Source organism: Agrobacterium sp. LMR679, from assembly GCF_027157905.1.
Taxonomy (GTDB): domain Bacteria; phylum Pseudomonadota; class Alphaproteobacteria; order Rhizobiales; family Rhizobiaceae; genus Agrobacterium; species Agrobacterium leguminum.
In genome coordinates this window covers 156,628-171,885 of the sequence record NZ_JAPVOJ010000002.1, presented here as the reverse complement: position 1 = coordinate 171,885, position 15,258 = coordinate 156,628, and the positions used below count along the sequence as shown (strand labels likewise).

The 15,258-nt window shown below is 58.3% G+C and carries 27 protein-coding genes; all 27 read left to right on the top strand.

Annotation, left to right across the window (positions count from 1 at the left end):
• The first annotated feature begins 184 nt into the window (after positions 1-184).
• The 27 genes from rpsJ to rplQ all read left to right on the top strand — a co-directional run bounded on the left by rpsJ (position 185) and on the right by rplQ (position 15,254).
• Positions 185-493, top strand: coding sequence for a 30S ribosomal protein S10 (rpsJ, locus tag O3W47_RS11680; protein ID WP_003507767.1), 309 nt, complete (start codon positions 185-187; stop codon positions 491-493).
• A gap of 204 nt (positions 494-697) precedes the next feature.
• Positions 698-1,339: a 50S ribosomal protein L3 gene (gene rplC, locus O3W47_RS11675; RefSeq protein WP_003507769.1), complete on the top strand. Its 642-nt coding sequence runs from the start codon at positions 698-700 to the stop codon at positions 1,337-1,339.
• A gap of 12 nt (positions 1,340-1,351) precedes the next feature.
• On the top strand, positions 1,352-1,972 hold the full coding sequence (gene rplD / locus O3W47_RS11670; protein ID WP_003495173.1) for a 50S ribosomal protein L4: 621 nt from the start codon (positions 1,352-1,354) through the stop codon (positions 1,970-1,972).
• A complete protein-coding gene (locus O3W47_RS11665) occupies positions 1,969-2,262 on the top strand; it encodes a 50S ribosomal protein L23 (protein WP_003521003.1) in 294 nt (97 codons plus the stop codon). Before rplD ends, O3W47_RS11665 begins: the two co-directional genes overlap by 4 nt.
• Positions 2,263-2,305: 43 nt before the next feature.
• Positions 2,306-3,142, top strand: a complete 837-nt coding sequence (gene rplB / locus O3W47_RS11660; RefSeq protein WP_003521004.1) for a 50S ribosomal protein L2 — start codon at positions 2,306-2,308, stop codon at positions 3,140-3,142.
• Between the two features lie 15 nt (positions 3,143-3,157).
• Positions 3,158-3,436 (top strand): 30S ribosomal protein S19, encoded by a 279-nt coding sequence (gene rpsS / locus O3W47_RS11655; RefSeq protein ID WP_003507772.1) that lies wholly within the window; start codon positions 3,158-3,160, stop codon positions 3,434-3,436.
• Between the two features lie 2 nt (positions 3,437-3,438).
• Complete coding sequence (gene rplV, locus O3W47_RS11650; RefSeq protein ID WP_003521005.1) at positions 3,439-3,828, top strand: 50S ribosomal protein L22; 390 nt, start codon at positions 3,439-3,441, stop codon at positions 3,826-3,828.
• Positions 3,828-4,559, top strand: a complete 732-nt coding sequence (gene rpsC / locus O3W47_RS11645; protein ID WP_004442600.1) for a 30S ribosomal protein S3 — start codon at positions 3,828-3,830, stop codon at positions 4,557-4,559. Before rplV ends, rpsC begins: the two co-directional genes overlap by 1 nt.
• Positions 4,560-4,597: 38 nt before the next feature.
• Complete coding sequence (gene rplP, locus O3W47_RS11640; RefSeq protein WP_003495190.1) at positions 4,598-5,011, top strand: 50S ribosomal protein L16; 414 nt, start codon at positions 4,598-4,600, stop codon at positions 5,009-5,011.
• Positions 5,012-5,023: 12 nt separating this feature from the next.
• The gene (gene rpmC, locus O3W47_RS11635) at positions 5,024-5,224 is read left to right on the top strand and encodes a 50S ribosomal protein L29 (RefSeq protein ID WP_003495193.1); all 201 of its coding nucleotides are present in this window, start codon (positions 5,024-5,026) and stop codon (positions 5,222-5,224) included.
• Between the two features lie 11 nt (positions 5,225-5,235).
• Complete coding sequence (rpsQ, locus tag O3W47_RS11630; protein ID WP_003495195.1) at positions 5,236-5,472, top strand: 30S ribosomal protein S17; 237 nt, start codon at positions 5,236-5,238, stop codon at positions 5,470-5,472.
• A gap of 234 nt (positions 5,473-5,706) precedes the next feature.
• The gene (gene rplN / locus O3W47_RS11625; RefSeq protein WP_003495199.1) at positions 5,707-6,075 is read left to right on the top strand and encodes a 50S ribosomal protein L14; all 369 of its coding nucleotides are present in this window, start codon (positions 5,707-5,709) and stop codon (positions 6,073-6,075) included.
• A gap of 12 nt (positions 6,076-6,087) precedes the next feature.
• Positions 6,088-6,396 carry a 50S ribosomal protein L24 gene (gene rplX / locus O3W47_RS11620; protein WP_003521006.1) on the top strand — a complete coding sequence of 103 codons (309 nt, stop codon included), beginning with the start codon at positions 6,088-6,090 and terminating at the stop codon, positions 6,394-6,396.
• A complete protein-coding gene (gene rplE, locus O3W47_RS11615; protein WP_003495201.1) occupies positions 6,389-6,943 on the top strand; it encodes a 50S ribosomal protein L5 in 555 nt (184 codons plus the stop codon). Before rplX ends, rplE begins: the two co-directional genes overlap by 8 nt.
• Before the next feature lie 33 nt (positions 6,944-6,976).
• A complete protein-coding gene (rpsN, locus tag O3W47_RS11610; protein ID WP_003507785.1) occupies positions 6,977-7,282 on the top strand; it encodes a 30S ribosomal protein S14 in 306 nt (101 codons plus the stop codon).
• A gap of 12 nt (positions 7,283-7,294) precedes the next feature.
• Positions 7,295-7,693: a 30S ribosomal protein S8 gene (gene rpsH, locus O3W47_RS11605; RefSeq protein ID WP_003521007.1), complete on the top strand. Its 399-nt coding sequence runs from the start codon at positions 7,295-7,297 to the stop codon at positions 7,691-7,693.
• Positions 7,694-7,736: 43 nt separating this feature from the next.
• Complete coding sequence (rplF, locus tag O3W47_RS11600; RefSeq protein ID WP_003495204.1) at positions 7,737-8,270, top strand: 50S ribosomal protein L6; 534 nt, start codon at positions 7,737-7,739, stop codon at positions 8,268-8,270.
• A 12-nt stretch (positions 8,271-8,282) separates the two neighbouring features.
• On the top strand, positions 8,283-8,645 hold the full coding sequence (rplR, locus tag O3W47_RS11595) for a 50S ribosomal protein L18 (protein WP_003521008.1): 363 nt from the start codon (positions 8,283-8,285) through the stop codon (positions 8,643-8,645).
• 119 nt (positions 8,646-8,764) lie between these two features.
• Positions 8,765-9,334: a 30S ribosomal protein S5 gene (gene rpsE / locus O3W47_RS11590; protein ID WP_004442585.1), complete on the top strand. Its 570-nt coding sequence runs from the start codon at positions 8,765-8,767 to the stop codon at positions 9,332-9,334.
• 11 nt (positions 9,335-9,345) lie between these two features.
• On the top strand, positions 9,346-9,552 hold the full coding sequence (rpmD, locus tag O3W47_RS11585; protein WP_003495212.1) for a 50S ribosomal protein L30: 207 nt from the start codon (positions 9,346-9,348) through the stop codon (positions 9,550-9,552).
• A 16-nt stretch (positions 9,553-9,568) separates the two neighbouring features.
• Positions 9,569-10,048: a 50S ribosomal protein L15 gene (rplO, locus tag O3W47_RS11580; RefSeq protein WP_003521009.1), complete on the top strand. Its 480-nt coding sequence runs from the start codon at positions 9,569-9,571 to the stop codon at positions 10,046-10,048.
• Positions 10,049-10,376: 328 nt separating this feature from the next.
• On the top strand, positions 10,377-11,717 hold the full coding sequence (gene secY / locus O3W47_RS11575) for a preprotein translocase subunit SecY (RefSeq protein WP_269313818.1): 1,341 nt from the start codon (positions 10,377-10,379) through the stop codon (positions 11,715-11,717).
• Entirely contained in the window at positions 11,714-12,304 is a 591-nt protein-coding gene (locus tag O3W47_RS11570; RefSeq protein WP_003507790.1) for an adenylate kinase, read from the top strand. Before secY ends, O3W47_RS11570 begins: the two co-directional genes overlap by 4 nt.
• 302 nt (positions 12,305-12,606) lie before the next feature.
• Positions 12,607-12,975 carry a 30S ribosomal protein S13 gene (gene rpsM / locus O3W47_RS11565; RefSeq protein ID WP_003516122.1) on the top strand — a complete coding sequence of 123 codons (369 nt, stop codon included), beginning with the start codon at positions 12,607-12,609 and terminating at the stop codon, positions 12,973-12,975.
• Positions 12,976-13,112: 137 nt separating this feature from the next.
• A complete protein-coding gene (gene rpsK, locus O3W47_RS11560; protein WP_003521013.1) occupies positions 13,113-13,502 on the top strand; it encodes a 30S ribosomal protein S11 in 390 nt (129 codons plus the stop codon).
• Positions 13,503-13,697: 195 nt separating this feature from the next.
• Complete coding sequence (locus O3W47_RS11555) at positions 13,698-14,708, top strand: DNA-directed RNA polymerase subunit alpha (RefSeq protein ID WP_003495228.1); 1,011 nt, start codon at positions 13,698-13,700, stop codon at positions 14,706-14,708.
• Between the two features lie 120 nt (positions 14,709-14,828).
• A complete protein-coding gene (gene rplQ / locus O3W47_RS11550) occupies positions 14,829-15,254 on the top strand; it encodes a 50S ribosomal protein L17 (protein WP_003521014.1) in 426 nt (141 codons plus the stop codon).
• The last annotated feature ends 4 nt before the right edge of the window (positions 15,255-15,258 follow it).

The following is a 15,258-nucleotide window of genomic DNA, read 5'->3' as shown; positions in this document are numbered from 1 at the left end:
CACACTCACCGCTGGATTCGCAAGCGATTGCGAAACGCGGTGTTTTAGCAATACAGACAACTGAAATGATTGGGATGCGACAGCGCATTTCTCTCGATTTTTGAAAATCTGCGGCGCCACGATCAATAGAAGTTCATGTGTTTCCGCGTGCGGAAACGAATAACAAAGAACAAGGACAAGACGAATGAACGGCCAGAATATCCGTATCCGCCTCAAGGCGTTCGATCACCGGATCCTCGATGCCTCTACCCGTGAAATCGTGTCGACCGCAAAGCGCACCGGCGCCAGCGTTCGCGGCCCGGTTCCGCTCCCCACCCGCATCGAAAAGTTTACCGTCAACCGCTCTCCTCACGTTGACAAGAAGAGCCGTGAACAGTTCGAAATGCGGACGCACAAGCGTCTTCTCGATATCGTTGACCCCACCCCGCAGACTGTCGATGCTCTGATGAAGCTCGACCTCGCTGCTGGCGTTGACGTGGAAATCAAGCTCTGAGACCCGGCCCGATCCATTAAAGGTGAGGGCTGAAGTAACAAGGCCGGACCTCACTTTTGGGTGGGGGGCAATAACAAGGAAGGTACGTGGAGTAATCCAACGACTTCCAAACCGGAGACCGGAAACATCGTGAGATGTCGAAGGGCACTCCTTAACAAAGGCCAGAGAGGGTTTTCCCTTCAAGGCTCGCAAGAGGATGAACCAATGCGTTCAGGTGTGATTGCACAGAAAGTGGGTATGACACGCGTCTATAACGACGCAGGTGAACATATCCCCGTAACAGTATTGCGACTGGATAACGTACAAGTCGTTGCCCAGCGCACGGAAGACAAGAATGGCTATACCGCAGTTCAGCTCGGTGCCGGCCAGTCCAAGGTCAAGAACACGACGAAGGCGCTTCGCGGTCATTTTGCCGCTGCCAATGTCGAACCGAAAGCCAAGCTCGTCGAGTTCCGGGTTTCCCCCGAGAACCTGATCGACATCGGTGCAACACTGACCGCAAATCATTTTCAGTCCGGCCAGCTGGTCGACGTCACTGGAACCACGATCGGTAAAGGTTTTGCCGGTGCTATGAAGCGTCACAACTTCGGTGGTGGCCGCGCTTCGCACGGTAACTCCGTATCGCACCGTGCACACGGTTCGACCGGTAACAACCAGGATCCGGGCCGCGTCTGGAAGGGCAAGCGCATGGCTGGTCATATGGGCCAGACGCGCGTTACGACCCAGAACCTCGAAGTCGTTTCGACCGATGAAGACCGTGGCCTCATCCTCGTGAAGGGTGCAGTTCCCGGCTCGAAGGGTTCCTGGATCATCGTCCGCGACGCCGTCAAGTCGGCTGCGAAGTAAGGGAGCCTTATCATGGAATTGAACGTCAAGACCCTCGAGGGAAAAGACGCCGGCAAGGTTTCTCTGTCGGATGAGATCTTCGGCCTCGACCCCCGCCAGGACATCCTGGCCCGCATGGTTCGCTGGCAGCTTGCAAAGAAGCAGCAGGGAACCCACAAGTCCAAGAACCGGTCGGAAGTTTCCCGCACCGGCGCGAAGATGTACAAGCAGAAGGGTACGGGCCGCGCTCGTCACCATTCGGCTCGCGCACCGCAGTTCCGCGGCGGCGGCAAGGCCCACGGCCCGGTCGTTCGCAGCCATGCACACGATCTTCCGAAGAAGGTTCGTGCGCTCGCTCTGCGTCACGCCCTGTCTGCAAAGCTGAAGGCTGAAGAACTGATCATCGTCGATCAGCTCGTCGCGTCCGAAGCAAAGACCAAGGCTCTGCTGGGCAGCTTCGCTTCGCTTGGCCTGACCAACGCTCTCGTTATCGGCGGCGCCGAACTTGATGGCAACTTCAAGCTCGCTGCTCAGAACATCCCGAACGTGGACGTTCTGCCGGTTCAGGGCATCAATGTTTACGACATCCTGCGCCGTGGCAAGCTGGTGCTTTCCAAGGCTGCTGTAGAGGCTCTGGAGGAGCGGTTCAAATGACGGATCTTCGCCACTACGATGTGATCGTATCTCCTTCGATCACGGAAAAGTCGACGCTGGTATCCGAACAGAACCAGGTCGTATTCAACGTCGCCAAGAACGCTTCCAAGCCTGAAATCAAGGCTGCCGTGGAAGCTCTCTTCGGCGTCAAAGTCACGGCTGTGAACACGCTTATCCGCAAGGGTAAGACCCGTCGTTTCCGTGGATTCGCCGGTAAGCTGAAGGACGTCAAGAAAGCCGTCGTCACGCTCGCCGAAGGTCAATCCATCGACGTGTCCACCGGACTCTAAAGGTTAGGCCCAAGCGGGCAAAGACCCAAAAGGGAACAAGAAAATGGCATTGAAAAGTTTCAATCCGACCACGCCGAGCCAGCGCCAGCTGGTTATCGTGGACCGCGCTTCGCTCTACAAGGGCAAGCCGGTAAAGGCTCTCACCCAGGGCCTCAGCTCCAAGGGTGGCCGTAACAACCAGGGCCGGATCACCGTCCGTTTCCAGGGTGGCGGTCACAAGCGGACCTACCGTCTGGTTGACTTCAAGCGTCGCAAGTTCGACGTAGAAGGCACCGTTGAGCGTCTGGAATACGACCCCAACCGCACCGCGTTCATCGCGCTGGTTACGTATACCGACGGCGAACAGGCTTACATTCTCGCGCCACAGCGTCTCGCTGCCGGTGACAAGGTGATCGCCTCCGACAAGGCAGTGGACGTGAAGCCCGGCAACACCATGCCGCTTCAGTACATTCCGGTCGGTTCGATCATCCATAACGTCGAGATGAAGCCGGGCAAGGGCGGTCAGATCGCCCGCTCCGCCGGTACGTATGTCCAGCTCGTCGGCCGCGATGCCGGCATGGCCATCCTGCGTCTCAACTCGGGCGAACAGCGTCTGGTGCACGGCTCCTGCCTCGCATCGATCGGTGCTGTTTCGAACTCGGACCACGCCAACATCAACGACGGCAAGGCCGGTCGTTCCCGTTGGCGCGGCAAGCGTCCGCACGTTCGCGGCGTCGTCATGAACCCGGTCGACCACCCGCACGGTGGTGGTGAAGGTCGCACGTCGGGTGGTCGCCACCCGGTTACTCCGTGGGGCAAGCCCACGAAGGGCAAGCGCACCCGTTCGAACAAGTCGACCGACAAGTTCATCATGCGCTCGCGCCATCAGCGTAAGAAGTAAGAGAGGTAGTCACTAATGGCTCGTTCAGTATGGAAAGGTCCGTTTGTTGACGGCTATCTTCTCACCAAGGCTGAGAAGGTGCGCGAGAGCGGACGTAACGAAGTAATCAAGATCTGGAGCCGTCGCTCCACGATCCTGCCGCAGTTCGTTGGTCTGACCTTCGGCGTCTACAACGGCAGCAAGCATGTGCCCGTCTCCGTCAACGAAGACATGGTCGGACACAAGTTCGGTGAATTCTCTCCGACCCGTACCTATTACGGTCACGGCGCGGACAAGAAGGCAAAGAGGAAGTAATCATGGCGAAGGCTAAGACCGAACGCCGGCTGAAGGACAACGAGGCTCAGGCCGTTGCCCGTACGCTCCGCGTCAGCCCCCAGAAACTGAACCTGGTTGCCGCTCTTATCCGTGGCAAGAAGGTTGATCGCGCTCTCGCCGAGCTCGAATTCTCCCGCAAGCGCATTGCAGGCACCGTCAAGAAGACGCTGGAATCTGCAATTGCCAATGCGGAAAACAACCACGACCTCGACGTCGACGCTCTCGTCGTCGCCGAGGCCTATGTTGGCAAGTCCATCACCATGAAGCGTTTCCACGCTCGTGGCCGTGGTCGTGCTTCCCGCATCGAAAAGCCGTTCGCTCACCTCACGATCGTTGTTCGTGAAGTCGAGGAAAAAGGGGAGGCCGCATAATGGGTCAGAAAATCAATCCGATCGGCTTCCGCCTCGGCATCAACCGTACCTGGGATAGCCGCTGGTACGCTGACACCGCGGAATACGGCAAGCTGCTGCATGAAGACCTGAAGATCCGGGCTTACCTGATCAAGGAACTCAAGCAGGCCGGTATCGCCAAGGTCGTCATCGAGCGTCCGCACAAGAAGTGCCGCGTTACGATCCACTCGGCTCGTCCGGGTCTGATCATCGGCAAGAAGGGTGCGGACATCGAGAAGCTTCGCAAGAAGCTTTCCGAGATGACCAACTCCGAAACGCACCTCAACATCGTTGAAGTGCGCAAGCCGGAAATCGACGCGACGCTGGTTGCCCAGTCGATCGCTCAGCAGCTCGAGCGCCGCGTGGCTTTCCGCCGTGCGATGAAGCGTGCTGTTCAGTCCGCAATGCGTCTTGGCGCCGAAGGCATCAAGATCACCTGCGGCGGCCGTCTCGGCGGTGCTGAAATCGCTCGTACCGAATGGTACCGCGAAGGTCGCGTTCCGCTGCACACGCTGCGTGCGGACATCGACTACGGCACGGCTGAAGCTGAAACCGCATTCGGCATTTGCGGCATCAAGGTCTGGATCTTCAAGGGCGAAATCCTTGAGCACGATCCGATGGCTTCTGAGCGTCGCGGTCTCGAAGGCGACGCACAGGGCCCTGCAAGCCGTGAGCGTGGCGATCGTGGCGATCGTCGTCGCGAAAACGCTTGATTGACGCTGGCGAAAGATAAGCTCGGAGAAGTAAGAAAATGTTGCAGCCAAAGCGTACTAAGTACCGTAAGCAGTTCAAGGGACGCATCAAGGGCGTCGCCAAGGGCGGCTTTGACCTGGCATTCGGTGAATTCGGCTTGAAGTCGCAGGAACCGAACCGCGTGAATGCACGCGAGATCGAAGCGGCCCGCCGCGCGATCACGCGTTACATGAAGCGCGCAGGTCGCGTGTGGATCCGCGTATTCCCCGACGTTCCGGTCACGGCAAAGCCGACCGAAGTTCGTATGGGTAAGGGCAAGGGTTCGGTCGATTACTGGGCATGCAAGGTCAAGCCCGGTCGTATGATGTTCGAGATCGACGGTGTGTCCGAGGAGATCGCCCGTGAGGCGCTTCGTCTCGGCGCTGCCAAGCTCTCGGTCAAGACGCGCTTCGTACAGCGCATCGCAGAGTAAGGAGCAAGGCACATGAAAGCCGATGAAGTTCGCGGCCTCAGCGCCGACCAGCTCAAGGACAAGCTCGCCGATCTGAAGAAGGAGCAGTTCAACCTGCGCTTCCAGAAGGCAACTGGTCAGCTGGAGAAGTCCTCGCGCATCAACGAAGTCCGCAAGGATATCGCCCGCGTTAAAACCATTGCCCGCCAGAAGGCGGCAGAAGCCAAGGCCTAAGGAAGAATAATATGCCGAAACGCATTCTGCAGGGCGTCGTTGTGTCCGACAAGAACGAGAAGACTGTCGTAGTTCGCGTTGAGCGTCGATTCGCTCACCCGCTGCTTCAGAAGACCGTTCGTCGTTCGAAGAAGTACAAGGCACACGACGAAAACAATCAGTATAAGGTCGGCGATGTCGTTTCCATCGAGGAATGCGCACCGATCTCCAAGGACAAGCGCTGGACGGTCGTTTCCGCCCAGGCTTAATTTCATCAGAATCGCGCCTTGTGTCTTGCACTTGGCGCGAATTCCTGTATGAAGCAGCGCAAGGACGCTCGTGACCCGAGCGTCTTTTGCTTTGATGCGCACGGAAGGTCCTTCGGGAAACCACCCTGTCACGACATTTCCGCGCAAAAAAAGAGATATTCATAAGCTGGGGCAGGGGGCTCGCTCGGGAGAGTTTGCCCAACCGTTCCGGTAACAACAAGAAGGCGACCTGACATGATTCAGATGCAAACAAACCTCGACGTGGCGGATAATTCCGGCGCACGTCGTGTCATGTGCATCAAGGTGCTGGGCGGCTCGAAGCGCAAATATGCTTCTGTTGGCGACATTATTGTCGTTTCCATCAAGGAAGCTATTCCGCGCGGCCGCGTCAAGAAGGGCGACGTGATGAAGGCGGTTGTCGTGCGCACCGCCAAGGACATCCGCCGCGCTGACGGCAGCGTCATCCGTTTCGATAACAACGCAGCCGTTCTTATCGACAACAAGAAAGAGCCCATCGGCACCCGTATCTTCGGACCGGTTCCGCGCGAACTTCGCGCCAAGAACCACATGAAGATCATCTCGCTGGCTCCGGAAGTACTGTAAGGAGCGAAAGCGATGCAGAAGATTCGTAAAGGCGACAAGGTTGTCGTATTGACCGGTAAGGACAAGGGCCGTACCGGCGAAGTAATCCAGGTTTTGCCGAAGGAAGATCGGGCCGTTGTGCGTGGCGTTAACATGGTGAAGCGTCACCAGCGCCAGACCCAGGCCCAGGAAGCCGGCATCATCAACAAGGAAGCATCCTTGCACATCTCCAACATCGCCATCGTCGACAAGGATGGCAAGCCGACCCGCGTTGGCTTCTCTGTTGTGGATGGCAAGAAGGTCCGCGTGGCCAAGCGTTCGGGAGAAGTGATCGATGGCTGATAAGTACGAGCCGCGTCTCAAGACGGAATACGTTTCCCGTATCCGTGGCGCCATGCAGGAGAAGTTCTCCTACGCAAACGTCATGATGATCCCGAAGCTTGAAAAGATCGTGATCAACATGGGTGTTGGCGAAGCAACTGCCGACTCCAAGAAGCCCACGATTGCTGCCGGTGACCTGGCTGCGATTGCCGGCCAGAAGCCGGTCGTTACCCGCGCTCGCAACTCGATCGCTGGTTTCAAGGTTCGCGAAGGCATGCCGATCGGTGCGAAGGTTACCCTTCGTGGCGCCCGCATGTACGAATTCCTTGATCGTCTGGTCAACATCGCGCTGCCGCGCGTTCGCGACTTCCGGGGCCTGAACCCGAAGAGCTTTGACGGCCGTGGCAACTTCGCCATGGGCATCAAGGAACACATTGTGTTCCCTGAGATCAACTACGATAAGGTTGATCAGATGTGGGGCATGGACATCATCGTTTGCACGACGGCGACGTCGGACGACGAAGCTCGGGCTCTGCTGACAGAGTTCAACTTCCCGTTCCGTCACTAACCGTAACGACGAGCGTAGAAAAGGAACTCCGATATGGCGAAAACAAGCGCAGTTGAAAAGAACAAGCGCCGCCGCAAGTCGGTCGCCCAGCAGGCCGCCAAGCGCGCTGCTCTCAAGGCGATCGTTATGAACCAGTCCCTTCCGATCGAAGACCGGTTCAAGGCCACTCTGAAGCTCGCTTCGCTGCCGCGTGACGGCTCGAAGACGCGTATCCGCAACCGCTGCGAAGTAACGGGCCGTCCGCGCGCGTTCTATCGCAAGCTCAAGATGTCGCGTATCGCGCTTCGTGAGCTGGGCAATTCCGGCAAGGTGCCGGGCATTGTCAAGTCGAGCTGGTAAGGAGACGGGCACATGACCATGACTGATCCTTTGGGTGATATGCTCACCCGCATCCGCAATGGTGCTGCTCGCCGCAAGTCTTCGGTAAGCACGCCGGCTTCCAGCCTCCGCGCACGCGTTCTCGACGTGCTGCAGGCTGAAGGCTACATTCGCGGTTATTCCAAGGTCGATTTCGAAAACGGCAAGTCCGAATTCACGATCGAGCTGAAGTACTACGAAGGCGCGTCCGTGATCCGTGAGATCGGCCGCGTTTCCAAGCCGGGCCGCCGGGTTTATGTCTCGGTAAAGTCCATTCCGCAGGTCGCGAACGGCCTCGGCATCACCATCCTTTCGACCCCGAAGGGCGTGATGGCCGATCACCAGGCTCGCGAACAGAACGTTGGTGGCGAGGTTCTTTGCTCGGTCTTCTAAGACCCGAGCAAGGATCTCCATAACGAACAGACAGGATTGAATAATGTCTCGTATCGGTAAAAAGCCCGTTCCGGTTCCAGCAGGTGTGACGGCCAATGTCGACGGCCAGAAGGTTACTGCTAAGGGCCCGAAGGGTGAACTGTTTTTCGTCGCTAACGACGACATTCAGCTGAAGCTCGAAGATAACGGCGTTTCCGTAACGCCGGCTAACGGCACCAAGGAAGCTCGTTCGAAGTGGGGCATGTCCCGCACGATGATCGAGAACATCTTCAAGGGTGTTAAGGACGGCTATGAGCGCAAGCTCGAAATCAACGGCGTCGGTTACCGTGCCGCCATGCAGGGCAAGAACCTGCAGCTGGCTCTCGGCTTCAGCCACGACGTTGTTTACGAGCCTCCGGTCGGCATCACCATTGCCGTTCCGAAGCCGACGGAAATCATCGTTTCCGGCATCAACAAGCAGCAGGTTGGCCAGGTAGCCGCGGAAATCCGCGAATACCGCGGTCCCGAGCCCTACAAGGGCAAGGGCGTGAAGTACGCTGAAGAGCGTATTGTCCGCAAAGAAGGCAAGAAGAAGTAAGGATCACGCGAAATGGCTAGCAGGAAAGAAGCACTTGCACGTCGCGCGAGCCGTGTGCGCCGCCAGATCAAGGCGGTTGCCAACGGCCGCCCGCGCCTGTCGGTTCATCGCTCGTCGAAGAACATCTACGCCCAGATCATTGATGACGTTGCTGGCAAGACGCTTGCGTCTGCCTCCACGCTCGAAGCCGATCTGCGCGGCTCGCTTAAGACCGGCGCCGACGTTGCAGCAGCAACTGTCGTAGGCAAGCTGGTTGCCGAGCGTGGCGTCAAGGCTGGCGTCAAGGATGTAGTATTCGACCGTGGCGCGTTCATCTACCACGGCCGCATCAAGGCCCTGGCAGACGCTGCCCGCGAAGGCGGCCTGAACTTCTGATTTTTTTCCGCCCGGACAACGATCCGGGCGGAATTTCACCGGACCATGCGGATCTCTTCATCGGGGCCGCTGGTCTTTTCGTTTGCCGTTCCACCCGTAAAAGAAAAAGGACAAGGACAATGGCACAGGATAAAAGAGGTTCCCGCGAAGAGCGTCAGAACCGCGAAGAGCGCGATAGCGAATTCGTCGACAAGCTGGTCGCGATCAACCGCGTTGCAAAGGTTGTTAAGGGTGGCCGTCGCTTCGGCTTCGCCGCTCTCGTCGTCGTTGGCGACCAGAAGGGCCGCGTTGGCTTCGGTCACGGCAAGGCTCGTGAAGTTCCGGAAGCGATCCGCAAGGCAACTGAAAGCGCAAAGCGCGATCTGATCTTCGTTCCGCTGCGCGATGGCCGCACGCTGCACCACGACGTCAATGGCCGTCACGGCGCAGGCAAGGTTCTGCTGCGTTCGGCCAAGGCCGGTACCGGTATCATCGCCGGTGGTCCGATGCGCGCCGTTTTCGAAACGCTCGGCGTTCATGACGTTGTTGCAAAGTCGACCGGTTCGTCGAACCCGTACAACATGGTTCGCGCCACGTTCGACGCTCTGAAGCATCAGGTTCATCCGAAGGACATCGCTGCACAGCGCGGTCTGAAGTATGCGACCCTTCAGGCTCGTCGTGCCGCTTCCGGCAACGCTTCTGAAGAATAAGGAGCTGGATCATGGCCAAGAAAACTACTGAAGCCAAGAAGACTGTTACGGTCGAACAGATCGGCAGCCCTATTCGCCGCCCGGCAATCCAGCGTCAGACGCTGGTCGGTCTGGGTCTCAACAAGATGCATCGTCAGCGCACCCTGGAAGACACTCCGGCGGTTCGCGGCATGATCCGTGCGGTCCAGCATCTCGTTCGCGTCGTTGACGAGAAGTGAGACGGAGTAACCTATCATGAAACTCAATGAAATCAGAGACAACGAAGGCGCCTCCAAGGATCGTATCCGCGTAGGTCGCGGTATCGGTTCCGGCAAGGGCAAGACCGGTGGTCGCGGTGTGAAGGGCCAGAAGGCTCGTTCGGGCGTCGCCATCAACGGCTTCGAAGGCGGTCAGATGCCCATCTACCGTCGTCTGCCGAAGCGCGGTTTCAACAACATCTTCGCTTCCGAATATGTTGTCGTATCGCTCGGCCGCATTCAGACCGCCATCGACGCCAAGAAGCTTGACGCTTCCGCAACGATCGATGCCGCTGCTCTCAAGGCTGCCGGCGTTATCCGCCGCGCCAAGGACGGCGTACGCATTCTCGCCGACGGCGAGCTGAAGGCCAAGGTCGCTTTCGAAGTTGCCGGCGCTTCCAAGCCCGCAATCGAAAAGATCGAAAAGGCTGGCGGTTCGATCAAGCTTCTCGCAGTTGCAGCAGAAGCCGCCGAGTAATATATAGACTTCAGACGCCCGGGGCTCGTCGCTCCGGGCGTTTGCGCTCCCTGGCCTATGGTGCTTTCGATCTAAATCGATTTATGGAGCATCAGGGCAATCTCTTCGCGGTGTGCTTCCACGGCCCCGCTTGCGGCAGAAAGTGCTGCAGGGAGAGCCTCACAGTTCTTGAACTTCCGTAGGGGAGGGGATAGGACATAAAAAACAGGGTGAGGCATGATGGCGGCGCAGAGCCGCGTTTGTCCGAAGCCCGGTTTTGACCAGTATCTTTTAGACCTTTCCGCATCGGCCGGTTGCGCTGGCTGGCAAGGGTCATTCGGAGAAATTTATGGCTTCAGCAGCGGAACAACTGGCTTCGAACCTGAATTTTTCGACCTTCGCTAAGGCGGAGGATCTGAAAAAGCGTCTCTGGTTTACTCTTGCCGCACTTCTCGTCTACCGTCTCGGCACCCACATTCCGCTTCCGGGTCTGAACCCCGAAGCCTATGCGCAGGCCTTCCGTGGCCAGGCCAACGGTATTCTCGGTCTTTTCAACATGTTTGCGGGTGGCGCCGTCGAGCGCATGGCGATTTTCGCGCTCGGCATCATGCCTTACATCTCCGCTTCGATCATCGTGCAGCTCATGACCTCGGTCGTGCCCTCGCTCGAAGCGTTGAAGAAGGAAGGCGAAGTCGGCCGCAAGATCATCAACCAGTATACGCGCTACGGCACGGTGCTGCTCGGCACGCTGCAGGCCTATGGCATTGCGGTCGGCCTCGAAAGCGGCAACGGTCTCGTGGTCGATCCGGGCTGGTTCTTCCGCATTTCCACCGTCATCACACTGCTCGGCGGCACGATGTTCCTGATGTGGCTCGGCGAGCAGATCACCTCGCGCGGTATCGGCAACGGTATTTCGCTGATCATCTTCGCGGGCATTGCCGCAGGCCTGCCCAAGGCGCTGGCCGGGACGCTGGAACTCGGCCGTACCGGTGCGCTTTCCACCCCGCTCATCCTGACGGTCGTTGTGGTCGCCATCGGCGTCATCGCGCTCATCGTCTTCGTGGAGCGCGCGCAGCGCCGCCTGTTGATCCAATATCCGAAGCGACAGGTCGGCAATCGCATGTTCCAGGGCGATACCTCGCATCTGCCGCTGAAGCTCAACACGGCCGGCGTCATTCCCGCGATCTTCGCATCGTCGCTGCTGCTGCTGCCGGCAACGGCTGCGGGTTTTGCCGGAAACACCAACCTGCCGGGCTGGGCAACCTCGATCATCGCGTCGCTGCAGCACGGACAGCCGCTGTTCATGGCGCTCTACGGCCTGCTGATCGCGTTCTTCGCGTTTTTCTATACGGCGATCGTCTTCAATCCGAAGGACACCGCAGATAACCTCAAGAAGCATGGTGGCTTCATTCCGGGCATCCGTCCGGGCGAGCGCACCGCGGAGTACATCGATTACGTCCTGACCCGCATCACCGTGGTCGGCGCGATTTATCTTGTCTTCGTCTGTATCCTTCCTGAGACACTTATCGCACGCACGGGCATTCCATTAGCCCTTGGTGGTACTTCGCTTTTGATCGTTGTCAGTGTAACTCTGGACACGGTTGCGCAAATTCAGGGCCACCTGATCGCGCAGCAGTATGAAGGGCTGATCAAGAAGTCGAAGTTGCGTGGAGGAAAGAGGGGACGATGAGACTGATATTTTTGGGTCCGCCGGGTGCGGGCAAGGGAACCCAGGCCAAGCGGCTGACGGACAAGTACGGGATCCCGCAGCTTTCCACCGGTGACATGCTTCGCGCTGCGGTCAGCGCGGGCACCGAAATCGGCAAACGCGCCAAGGCCGTCATGGACGCCGGCGGGCTTGTTTCCGACGATATCGTCAATCAGATCGTTTCCGAACGCATCGAAGCACCGGACTGTGCCAAGGGCTTTATTCTCGACGGCTATCCGCGCACCGTTCCGCAGGCCAAGGCGCTTGCTGACAACATGCGCAAGAAGAATCTGGTCCTCGATGCCGTCATCGAACTCAAGGTGGACGAAGAGGCGCTGATTCGCCGAATCGAAAACCGCGTGGCTGAAACCATTGCCGCCGGCGGTACGGTTCGCTCGGACGACAATCCGGAAGCGTTCCGCAAGCGCCTGACGGAATATCGCGAGAAGACCGCGCCGCTGTCCGCCTATTACAGCGAACAGGGCGAGCTCGTGACGCTGGATGGCATGGCTGACGTCGATGCCGTCACCGAGGCTATCGAGCGCGTTCTCGAGAAAGCCTCCGCCTGATCGACGGAGCGGATGGGCGAGGCTGTTGCGCTCTTGCCCATATCTCGCTTGCGCATGGCGGCAGATCCTTTGGATCGTAAAAGAATCTTGGCGGAGCCGGTTGCTTTTTTGCGCTGATTCCGTTAAACACCGCGCCAACTCGCGACATCCCAAGCGACTGGCGCGGATTTCCCTAAGGGAAGGGAGATCCGGGTTCGGTCGTTTTGACTTGTCACGGACACCAATTTGAACTGGCGGTCTTGTCGGCCGCTCGAATGGAATCACCACTTGCCGGATGGCAACTGGAACCAAGGAGAAGAGACGTGGCACGTATCGCTGGCGTCAACATCCCGACCGCGAAGCGCGTTGTTATTGCGCTGACCTACATTCACGGGATCGGTCCGAAATTCGCGCAGGAAATCATGGACAAGGTCGGTCTTCCGGCTGACAAGCGCGTTCATCAGCTGACGGATGCTGAAGTTCTTCAGATCCGCGAAGCCATCGACCGCGACTACCAGGTCGAAGGCGACCTGCGTCGTGAGACCTCGATGAACATCAAGCGTCTGATGGACCTCGGTTGCTACCGCGGCCTGCGTCACCGTCGTGGCCTTCCGGTCCGCGGTCAGCGCACGCACACCAACGCCCGCACCCGCAAGGGTCCGGCGAAGGCTATCGCTGGTAAGAAGAAGTAATTTTCCGGTTCTCCGGAAAGGGGAGGCTGGTGCAGTCCGCGCCAGCCTTTCTGAGTTTGGCGTGAAGCCCCGATGGGGTTGATCGCCGGTGTAGCCGCTGGTGTTACGGCGGTGAAGAGATCAACGAAAGGTATAAAATGGCCAAGGAAGCCGCACGTATTCGCCGTCGCGAACGTAAGAACATCACGTCGGGCGTTGCGCACGTCAACTCGACCTTCAACAACACGATGATCACCATCACCGACGCACAGGGCAATGCTATTGCTTGGTCGTCCGCTGGTGCCAAGGGCTTCAAGGGTTCGCGCAAGTCGACTCCGTTCGCTGCCCAGATCGCTGCTGAAGATTGCGCGAAGAAGGCTCAGGAACACGGCATGAAGTCGCTTGAAGTTGAAGTTTGCGGTCCGGGTTCCGGTCGTGAATCGGCACTTCGCGCCCTGCAGGCTGCCGGTTTCATGATCACTTCCATTCGCGACGTGACGCCGATCCCGCACAACGGTTGCCGTCCGCGCAAGAAGCGCCGCGTCTGACGCGACCGTGGTTCGGAAATTCCGCCTTACCTCAGGTCTGGCGGAATTTTCGTGTATCTGGCGTGTGCGCGTCGATTTCGATCGACGGACTTGCGCTCAAGAACCCACCGATGAACCGCTGAATTAGGTTCCTCTCGGTGTTTTCATGCTCGGTCCGTCACGATTGGATGGTGGCGGCGAACGGAAGGTTTAAAGATGATTCAGAAGAACTGGCAGGAACTTATCAAGCCGAACAAGGTCGAGTTCACCTCGTCCAGCCGCACCAAGGCAACGCTGGTTGCCGAGCCGCTGGAGCGTGGTTTCGGTCTTACCCTCGGCAACGCGCTGCGTCGCGTTCTGTTGTCTTCTCTGCGTGGCGCTGCTGTAACGGCCGTGCAGATCGACGGTGTCCTGCACGAATTCTCCTCCATCCCCGGCGTTCGGGAAGATGTGACGGATATCGTGCTCAACATCAAGGAAATCGCCATCAAGATGGACGGCGATGATTCCAAGCGCATGGTCGTGCGCAAGCAGGGTCCGGGCGCCGTGACCGCTGGTGACATCCAGACAGTTGGCGATATCGAGATCCTGAACCCCGACCACGTGATCTGCACGCTGGACGATGGCGCTGAAATCCGCATGGAATTCACCGTCAACAACGGCAAGGGTTACGTACCGGCTGAGCGCAACCGCGCGGAAGATGCCCCGATTGGCCTCATTCCGGTGGACAGCCTCTATTCTCCGGTCAAGAAAGTGTCCTACAAGGTGGAAAACACCCGTGAAGGCCAGGTTCTCGACTATGACAAGCTGATCATGACGATCGAGACCAACGGTTCGGTTTCCGGCGAAGACGCCGTTGCCTTCGCCGCTCGCATTCTTCAGGACCAGCTCGGCGTCTTCGTCAACTTCGACGAGCCGCAGAAGGAAGCAGAAGAAGAATCGGTTACCGAACTCGCGTTCAACCCGGCGCTTCTCAAGAAGGTCGACGAGCTCGAACTGTCCGTTCGTTCGGCAAACTGCCTGAAGAACGACAACATCGTTTATATCGGCGACCTGATCCAGAAGACCGAAGCCGAAATGCTTCGCACGCCGAACTTCGGTCGCAAGTCGCTGAACGAAATCAAGGAAGTTCTCGCTTCCATGGGTCTGCACCTCGGCATGGAAGTGCCGGCATGGCCGCCTGAGAACATCGAAGATCTCGCAAAGCGTTACGAAGACCAGTACTAACAATCAAAAAGGCAGACCCTTTAAAGACTGCCTTTCCCCGTCAAACAGCAGGTAAGTCACCTGCATGTGCCAGGAAACGGCAGGCCTTAGAGAAGGAACCTGCGAAGAAGGAGAATAGCAATGCGCCACGGTAATTCAGGCCGCAAGCTCAATAGAACCGCCAGCCACCGCAAGGCAATGTTTGCCAACATGGCTGCTTCGCTCATCACCCATGAGCAGATCGTAACCACGCTTCCGAAGGCGAAGGAAATTCGCCCGATCGTTGAGAAGCTCGTCACCCTCGGCAAGCGCGGCGACCTGCACGCTCGTCGTCAGGCGATCTCGCAGATCAAGGATCAGGACGCCGTTCGCAAGCTGTTCGACGCGATCGCAGCCCGCTACGCAAACCGCAATGGCGGCTACCTGCGTATCATGAAGGCCGGCTTCCGCCAGGGCGACAATGCCGCTCTCGCCGTCATTGAATTCGTCGAGCGCGACGTTGACGCCAAGGGCGCAGCCGACAAGGCTCGCGTTGCCGCTGAAGCTGCTGCTGCCGAAGCTGCATAAGGTT

What these genes read in the sequence shown, in the direction of transcription:
- rpsJ (WP_003507767.1), top strand. Translation starts at nt 185, where the DNA reads ATGAACGGCCAGAATATCCGTATCCGCCTCAAGGCGTTCGATCACCGG.
- rplC (WP_003507769.1), top strand. Translation starts at nt 698, where the DNA reads ATGCGTTCAGGTGTGATTGCACAGAAAGTGGGTATGACACGCGTCTAT.
- rplD (WP_003495173.1), top strand. Translation starts at nt 1,352, where the DNA reads ATGGAATTGAACGTCAAGACCCTCGAGGGAAAAGACGCCGGCAAGGTT.
- O3W47_RS11665 (WP_003521003.1), top strand. Translation starts at nt 1,969, where the DNA reads ATGACGGATCTTCGCCACTACGATGTGATCGTATCTCCTTCGATCACG.
- rplB (WP_003521004.1), top strand. Translation starts at nt 2,306, where the DNA reads ATGGCATTGAAAAGTTTCAATCCGACCACGCCGAGCCAGCGCCAGCTG.
- rpsS (WP_003507772.1), top strand. Translation starts at nt 3,158, where the DNA reads ATGGCTCGTTCAGTATGGAAAGGTCCGTTTGTTGACGGCTATCTTCTC.
- rplV (WP_003521005.1), top strand. Translation starts at nt 3,439, where the DNA reads ATGGCGAAGGCTAAGACCGAACGCCGGCTGAAGGACAACGAGGCTCAG.
- rpsC (WP_004442600.1), top strand. Translation starts at nt 3,828, where the DNA reads ATGGGTCAGAAAATCAATCCGATCGGCTTCCGCCTCGGCATCAACCGT.
- rplP (WP_003495190.1), top strand. Translation starts at nt 4,598, where the DNA reads ATGTTGCAGCCAAAGCGTACTAAGTACCGTAAGCAGTTCAAGGGACGC.
- rpmC (WP_003495193.1), top strand. Translation starts at nt 5,024, where the DNA reads ATGAAAGCCGATGAAGTTCGCGGCCTCAGCGCCGACCAGCTCAAGGAC.
- rpsQ (WP_003495195.1), top strand. Translation starts at nt 5,236, where the DNA reads ATGCCGAAACGCATTCTGCAGGGCGTCGTTGTGTCCGACAAGAACGAG.
- rplN (WP_003495199.1), top strand. Translation starts at nt 5,707, where the DNA reads ATGATTCAGATGCAAACAAACCTCGACGTGGCGGATAATTCCGGCGCA.
- rplX (WP_003521006.1), top strand. Translation starts at nt 6,088, where the DNA reads ATGCAGAAGATTCGTAAAGGCGACAAGGTTGTCGTATTGACCGGTAAG.
- rplE (WP_003495201.1), top strand. Translation starts at nt 6,389, where the DNA reads ATGGCTGATAAGTACGAGCCGCGTCTCAAGACGGAATACGTTTCCCGT.
- rpsN (WP_003507785.1), top strand. Translation starts at nt 6,977, where the DNA reads ATGGCGAAAACAAGCGCAGTTGAAAAGAACAAGCGCCGCCGCAAGTCG.
- rpsH (WP_003521007.1), top strand. Translation starts at nt 7,295, where the DNA reads ATGACCATGACTGATCCTTTGGGTGATATGCTCACCCGCATCCGCAAT.
- rplF (WP_003495204.1), top strand. Translation starts at nt 7,737, where the DNA reads ATGTCTCGTATCGGTAAAAAGCCCGTTCCGGTTCCAGCAGGTGTGACG.
- rplR (WP_003521008.1), top strand. Translation starts at nt 8,283, where the DNA reads ATGGCTAGCAGGAAAGAAGCACTTGCACGTCGCGCGAGCCGTGTGCGC.
- rpsE (WP_004442585.1), top strand. Translation starts at nt 8,765, where the DNA reads ATGGCACAGGATAAAAGAGGTTCCCGCGAAGAGCGTCAGAACCGCGAA.
- rpmD (WP_003495212.1), top strand. Translation starts at nt 9,346, where the DNA reads ATGGCCAAGAAAACTACTGAAGCCAAGAAGACTGTTACGGTCGAACAG.
- rplO (WP_003521009.1), top strand. Translation starts at nt 9,569, where the DNA reads ATGAAACTCAATGAAATCAGAGACAACGAAGGCGCCTCCAAGGATCGT.
- secY (WP_269313818.1), top strand. Translation starts at nt 10,377, where the DNA reads ATGGCTTCAGCAGCGGAACAACTGGCTTCGAACCTGAATTTTTCGACC.
- O3W47_RS11570 (WP_003507790.1), top strand. Translation starts at nt 11,714, where the DNA reads ATGAGACTGATATTTTTGGGTCCGCCGGGTGCGGGCAAGGGAACCCAG.
- rpsK (WP_003521013.1), top strand. Translation starts at nt 13,113, where the DNA reads ATGGCCAAGGAAGCCGCACGTATTCGCCGTCGCGAACGTAAGAACATC.
- O3W47_RS11555 (WP_003495228.1), top strand. Translation starts at nt 13,698, where the DNA reads ATGATTCAGAAGAACTGGCAGGAACTTATCAAGCCGAACAAGGTCGAG.
- rplQ (WP_003521014.1), top strand. Translation starts at nt 14,829, where the DNA reads ATGCGCCACGGTAATTCAGGCCGCAAGCTCAATAGAACCGCCAGCCAC.